Annotated in this window: 5 protein-coding genes and 1 pseudogene; 4 read left to right on the top strand and 2 right to left on the bottom strand. The window is 48.3% G+C overall.

Translation table 11 applies throughout. The features are described 5' to 3' along the window. Nucleotides 1–91: 91 nt before the first annotated feature. Nucleotides 92–510: pseudogene (umuD, locus tag GKAS_RS25000) on the bottom strand (translesion error-prone DNA polymerase V autoproteolytic subunit). A gap of 243 nt (nucleotides 511–753) precedes the next feature. Between umuD and cho the strand changes: the two are divergent. Continuing rightward, nucleotides 754–1614, top strand: coding sequence for an excinuclease Cho (gene cho, locus GKAS_RS22315; RefSeq protein WP_246870764.1), 861 nt, complete (start codon nucleotides 754–756; stop codon nucleotides 1612–1614). A gap of 232 nt (nucleotides 1615–1846) precedes the next feature. On the opposite strand, the gene GKAS_RS22310 is transcribed toward cho, so the two are convergent. Beyond that, nucleotides 1847–2761 (bottom strand): LysR family transcriptional regulator, encoded by a 915-nt coding sequence (locus tag GKAS_RS22310; RefSeq protein ID WP_035897583.1) that lies wholly within the window; start codon nucleotides 2759–2761, stop codon nucleotides 1847–1849. A gap of 102 nt (nucleotides 2762–2863) precedes the next feature. Between GKAS_RS22310 and GKAS_RS22305 the strand changes: the two genes are divergently transcribed. The 3 genes from GKAS_RS22305 to GKAS_RS22295 all read left to right on the top strand — a co-directional run. Beyond that, nucleotides 2864–3778: a DMT family transporter gene (locus tag GKAS_RS22305; RefSeq protein WP_035897581.1), complete on the top strand. Its 915-nt coding sequence runs from the start codon at nucleotides 2864–2866 to the stop codon at nucleotides 3776–3778. 464 nt (nucleotides 3779–4242) lie between these two features. After that, nucleotides 4243–5751, top strand: a complete 1509-nt coding sequence (gene dgcJ / locus GKAS_RS22300; protein ID WP_035897580.1) for a diguanylate cyclase DgcJ — start codon at nucleotides 4243–4245, stop codon at nucleotides 5749–5751. Beyond that, the coding region (locus GKAS_RS22295) for a YbaK/prolyl-tRNA synthetase associated domain-containing protein (RefSeq protein WP_035897579.1) at nucleotides 5744–6240 on the top strand (497 nt) is incomplete at its 3' end. The genes dgcJ and GKAS_RS22295, both read left to right, overlap by 8 nt.

Here is a 6240-nt window from a genome sequence, read left to right as displayed (position 1 = left end):
CAAAGCGGGCTTTTGGCGCCCTTTCAAATCCTCACTGAATACCGTCTCGCAGTAGGCGTAGAACGAATTCACATTGCAGAGTGCAAACACGTCAACTTGCGGCTTTCACGATGAAAGTCACAACGACGAGCACGTCCAGCGTCTCTTCACTACCAACAATGATCGGGGAGTAAGCGCTGTTCATCGGGTTTAACTGAACCGTCGGCCGAAGCTGCAAGCGTTTCACAGTGCCCCCCTTCCACAGCGGTGATAATGATATCGCCGTGCTCAGCCGTTTTCGAACTGTCCACCACCAGCAAATTACCGTCACTTATCCCGGTATCTATGATTGAATCGCCGTACGCTTCCACAAAATGTGGTAGCGCTGGGGTGCTGGATAAGCAGCTCATTCAAATAAATACGTTGCTCAACGTAATCAGCTGTAGGTGAAGGAAAACCGCAAGGAACCCGCCCACTGAACAGCCGCAGCGTGACTATCTCACGCAGTTCTACTGGTGAAAAAAACTTCATAATGAACTCACTCACATTGACACTGTATATACATACAGCGTATATACTGTAGAGAGGAGCTAAAGCATGTTTGCGGAACTCGTTTATGACAAAAGGAATTTCGATGGAATGGGATCATTAATAAGTAATTTCCGGCACCGATAAGTCCTCGCGATTCCACTTTCACTGTTCCTACCACCAAACCCACTAGAGTTATCTATTATTGATATTGCACTGTTTAAATGAACAGATATCGGAGGGGACTTGCCCATACAACGCCTTAAATTTGAGCCTTCAGCGATTTATGAATATCCGGAGCATCTCCGTCAGTATCTCTCTGAAATTCCTCCATTACCCGGTGTCTATGTATTCCACGGAGAGAGTGAAACGCTGCCGCTCTACATAGGGAAAAGTGTTAATATTCGCAGTCGCGTGATGTCACACTTCCGCGCCCAGGATGAAGCATCAATGCTCTACCAATCCAAAAAAATAAGTTGGATACGTACCGCTGGTGAAATTGGCGCGCTGCTGCTTGAGGCTAAAATGATTAAAGAGCAGCAGCCACTCTTCAATAAACGTCTTCGTCGTACCCATCAACTTTGTTCATTACATTTAGATGCAGGGCAACCTAAGGTGGTGTATGCAAAGGAGATAAATTTTTCTCATCAACCAAATTTATATGGCCTATTTTCTAATCGACGTAATGCACTTGAAGCATTGAAGTCTATAGCAGATGAACATCGTCTCTGTTACGGATTACTTGGCCTGGAATCACTGAGCGGTAATCGCGGTTGCTTTCGTTCGGCACTGCAGCGATGCGCAGGTGCATGTTGTGGTAAAGAGACCATAGAATCTCATCACCAGAGGCTATTGTTGGCACTTGAACGACTACAGCTTGTATGCTGGCCCTGGAACGGAGCTATTGCTATGAAAGAAGAGAGTGCTGATTTAACTCAGTACCATATTATTCGCAACTGGATGTGGCTTGGCTCAGTCAGTTCACTCGACGAAGCAAAAATGCTATCTCGACAAGAGGCAGGTTTTGATCAGGATGGTTATAAGATCTTATGCAAACCCCTTCTGACCAGTAACGAAAATATTATCATTCTAAACATGTTGGGTTAACGTTAAGACTTTGCTGGGGCACTCCACCGAGTCGATGAGTGAACGGTACAAAATGATCGCAGCCTTAATTGGAAAAAGTTGGCGCTATAGTTACGTGAAAAATCGCGATGACTCCTATCATGAAATTGCTTTATTTTTCACGTGGCGTTTTGGAGATATATTGAGAAGAAAAATTTTTCAGCAATTACATAACGTTACCGAACGGGTGCTGCTCCACAAGTAAACAACGCATTTAGCTCTTTCCCTCAAGTCTCACAATCAGCGAACGTAAAAAATCCCTGAATCGCTGAGCTGGCGCTGACAGCGGTTGTCCAGCGTTAGTGACCACGCCGACGTCCATGTAGGTGATACAGTCTTCAATCGTCCGACGAATGACGCGCTGGCCGTTTAGCGACCAGGGGCGGTAAACCAGGTCGGATAAGATGGTGATGCCGTTGCCCTGGGCAACGAGGCTGCGCACAGCTTCAAAGGAGTTACTACGAAAGTGGATGGAAGGCTGATAGCCAGCGTGCTGCCAGACATGGGTGATCACCGTGGGATATTCATCGGTCTCAAGCATCAAAAAGGGCAGTTTTACGATATCCCGCAGGCGGATAACAGACTGGCTCAGCAAAGCATGTCCCGGTGCGATCCAGAGCTGGCGTAGCGATCGAATAATGGTTTCCACCTCCAGGTCACTGTCGCGCTGAATATTCGATGTGAGCAGTAGACAAAAATCAACCTGCTGCTGACGCAGGGCAGCCAGCAGATCGGGCGCAGTGGCCTCGAAATAGTCAATTTCCAGTAACGGAAAGCGGTTTTCAATGTCACTTAGCATCTCAGGTAGCAGGTAAGCCGAAAGCGTCTGAGCTATCCCTATCCGCACTTTTCCAGCAGTCGTTTCCGGTTGGCGATGCAAATCCTCCAGCGCAATGTGGCTATTGCCGATGATCGTGCGGGCATGAATCAGGAAGCGTTCTCCAGCCAAAGTGAGCTGGATTCCTTTTGGCTGGCGCAGAAACAGCTGTGCATCAAGTGCCTCTTCCAGATTCCGTAATGCGACCGTCATAGAAGATTGCGAAACGTGACAACGGCTAGCAGCTTTAGAAACTTGCAATGTTTCTGCTAATGCTATGTAAAATTCAAGTTGCCTGAGGGTAAATTTCATAGTTTAAAACGATACCATCCGAGCAAAACTTTATATTAGCATCTCCATTTTCTTCGCGGTAATGTTCCAGGGAACAAAAATGAATTATTGAAGGGTATTGCTATGCCTTATTTATTACTCACTCTCGCCGCATGCTTTTGGGGTGGAAATTATGTGGTAGGACATCTATTAGTCAGTCTTGTTGACCCTGTTCTATTATCCTCTGCTCGCTGGATATTTACGGCCATATTACTGGTAGCGCTCTACTACAGGCAGATTCGTGAGCAATGGAACGCTATGCAGCGTTCTTTTCACATCATCATCTTTCTGGCTTTGTTTGGGCAAGTGTTATTCCCACTGACGTTGTATATCGGTTTGCAATATACTTCTTCGCTTAATGCTGCCATTTATTTGTCTACAACACCGGCATTAGTTCTATTGATCAATAAAACTATTTTTAAGGAAAAAATAACAACCCAGAATATTGCCGGGGTTATTATCAGCTCTTTCGGTGTCGCCTATCTGGTGATGCAGGGGGATTTATGGCACCTGGAGACCCTAAAGCATCTCAATCGTGGCGATCTGTGGACGATGGGTTCGGCAGCAAGCTGGGCGGTATATTGTGCATTTCTGCGGATAAAACCTCGTGAAGTGGGGGGAAATGCGTTTGTGGCCGTTAGTGCGACGATAGGTGCTATAGTGCTTTTTCCAATATTGATTTTCTCTATGGCGAAAAATGGCATTCCACCACTTGCTGAATTGGGCCACAGTGGTTTGGTGATAGGTCTGCTGTACTTGATAATTTTTCCATCGTGGCTCTCATATTTGATGTGGAATAAAGGCATTCAGGCGATTGGCGCGACGCGTGGAGAAGTGTTTTCCCATTTCATCCCGCTGAGTGGTGGTTTATTCAGCGTGATGTTTCTCAGTGAACCATTACATATATATCATCTGGTCAGCGCGCTACTGATTATCTGCGGGATTGCACTCTGCTCAGGAAAATCAGTGAAGCGAGCATTCAAGGCTAGCGTGTCATAAACAAAATATATTGCACATAAAGCAGAAGCACTCCGTGTAGAAATCCCGGCGTCGCTGCGCTCGGCCGGGCTACAATTGTCGTCGGGGGAAGATGTATATCTCTTCGCCACCCGCGCGGCTACTCTTATCTTACGGCGGTGCGTTTACGCCAGTCGCTCACGACCAGTCCTATAATCATTACGGTGATTGCCAGGCCAACGCCACCGTTATCTACCGGCTGGGAAAGCAAGTCGCCACAGGCTGCGCCGAAAGGACGAGTCAGAATTTAGGCCGCCCAGAAGCAAAATACAGAAAGTGACCAGGTGAGCTACAGTTCCCTATGGACGATAATGAAAAACCGCGCTCACGGGCGAGTTCTTCCCGCTTGATGTTTTCAAAACATTTCTATCGCTAATGCATTGCTAGAGATACCGGGCGCATCATGTTAATATTCCGACTGACACGGAAGAACATATAATTTCACTATGAAACTGCAGAATAAAATACTGCGATTTGTCATTTCATCAGGCGTCGTCATACTGACATCCTCCTTCCTGATTTATGAATTAGTCGCCAGCCATCGGGATATGTCCGAATATATGCGATATATCATCGACAAAGGCGAGTCGGCCTTTCTCTATGAGAAATATCAGAACCAGCTGATTATTTCGCAATTCGCTCAAAAGCTGGATGAACGCCCCACTGCCGAAGCGGCAGCACATGCCTGCGCCAGCGTACAGCATCGCGGCAACATTCACGGTCTGAACATCGATGGTTACCGCTACTCGAAGCTATCCGGCTCGCTCACTGCGGGGAAAACACCCTGCGACAAATGGGCGCAAAGCCTCCCCGCCCTTGAAGCTTTTGATGCGGCCGTCGACAATAGTACCGCCTGGAAACCACGCCTGCCCGATGCAATACCACAGCAGAAACGTTTTCGTTATTATATTGATGTGGTGAATCAATATATCTATTTTAATTCACCAGTAGTTATTCATGACGCGACGTTAACCAGTTGGAATTTCCTTTATGGCGATCGACTGGGTATATCTCCGGCCAGTCTGGAAAATTTATTCCTTGGAAGAACAGTGGTATCCAGTATCTATATTGATACCTTTACTCATAAAAATATCTTAACGTTTTTAACACCGCTCTATCATCATGAAAACCTACAGGGCATTGTGATGGTCGATCTCTCTCATCAGGACCTACACGATATTTTCTATACCCGTGACCGTCCTCATTTCTGGCGCTATCTGGATATCTCATTTATTGATTCCGATAATAACGCCCATATCGAGGTCCATCGCAGCACGTCTCACCTGCTGAGCTATGTGCACTACAGCCGACCGCTGGCCGAAAACATGCGCGTGGAGCTGTCGCTGGATGTGATGTACTTCCTGCTGAGTTCGTGGAAACTGTTCCTGTTTTATCTCATTTCCACCACCGCGTTGTTGCAGCTTGTTCGTACGCATTTCCGCCTCTACCGGACGGTTAGCCAGGAGAACATCAGCGACGCACTGACCGGGCTCTACAACCGTAAGATTCTCTCGTCGGTGCAAAGCATGCGCTTACAGCGCCTGACGGAACAGGGAGTGGGCGTTGTTGTTATTGCCCTCGACTGCGACAGGCTGAAGTTTATCAACGACACCTGGGGCCACGATGAGGGCGACCGGGCGATAATCATGCTGGCGCAGGCAATATCGGCCACTATCCGCAAAAGCGATTATGGCGTTCGCCTGGGGGGCGACGAATTTTGTATTATCCTGATTGACTACGAAGAAGCCGAAGCGAAGGTGATAACGGAACGTATTCAGGATCATCTGGCGCTTATCGACACGGAAAGCCGCGTGAGTTTCTCCTGGGGAGCCTACAAGATGCGCCTTGGCGATAGCCTTGAGCAGTCGATGAAGATAGCCGACCAGCGCCTCTATCAACATAAACAGCGTAACAAAACCGCTTCGGCGCATGCATATGGAAAAAATAATGATTGAACCCATCACTGTAGATGTTCATCAACGGCTACTGGGCCTGCTCGACGAGCATCAGGCGCGCTATCGCGTGATGGCGCACGATGCCGTGGGTAAATGTGAAGCCGTGTCTGAAATTCGCGGCACCGCGTTAGGCCAGGGTGCCAAAGCGCTGGTGTGCAAGGTGAAAGGCAACGGCGTAAGCCAGCACGTACTGGCTATCCTCGCCGCCGACCAGCAAGCCGACCTCGCACGGCTGGCGCACCATATCGGCGGCTTAAAGGCGTCTCTCGCTAGCCCGGCTGAAGTGGATGCCCTCACCGCCTGCGTGTTTGGCGCGATTCCGCCATTCAGCTTCCACCCGTCGCTACGCTTGGTGGCTGACCCGCTATTATTCGACCGTTTTGAGGAAATTGCTTTTAACGCCGGTAGCCTTGAAAAATCGGTGATCCTCAATACCGAAGATTATCTGCGTATCGCACAGCCGGAGCTGGTCTCTTTCCGCCGTCAATC

This window comes from Kluyvera ascorbata ATCC 33433, assembly GCF_000735365.1.
In the GTDB taxonomy this organism is placed as follows: Bacteria; Pseudomonadota; Gammaproteobacteria; order Enterobacterales; family Enterobacteriaceae; genus Kluyvera; species Kluyvera ascorbata.
This window is presented reverse-complemented; position numbering and strand designations above follow the sequence as displayed.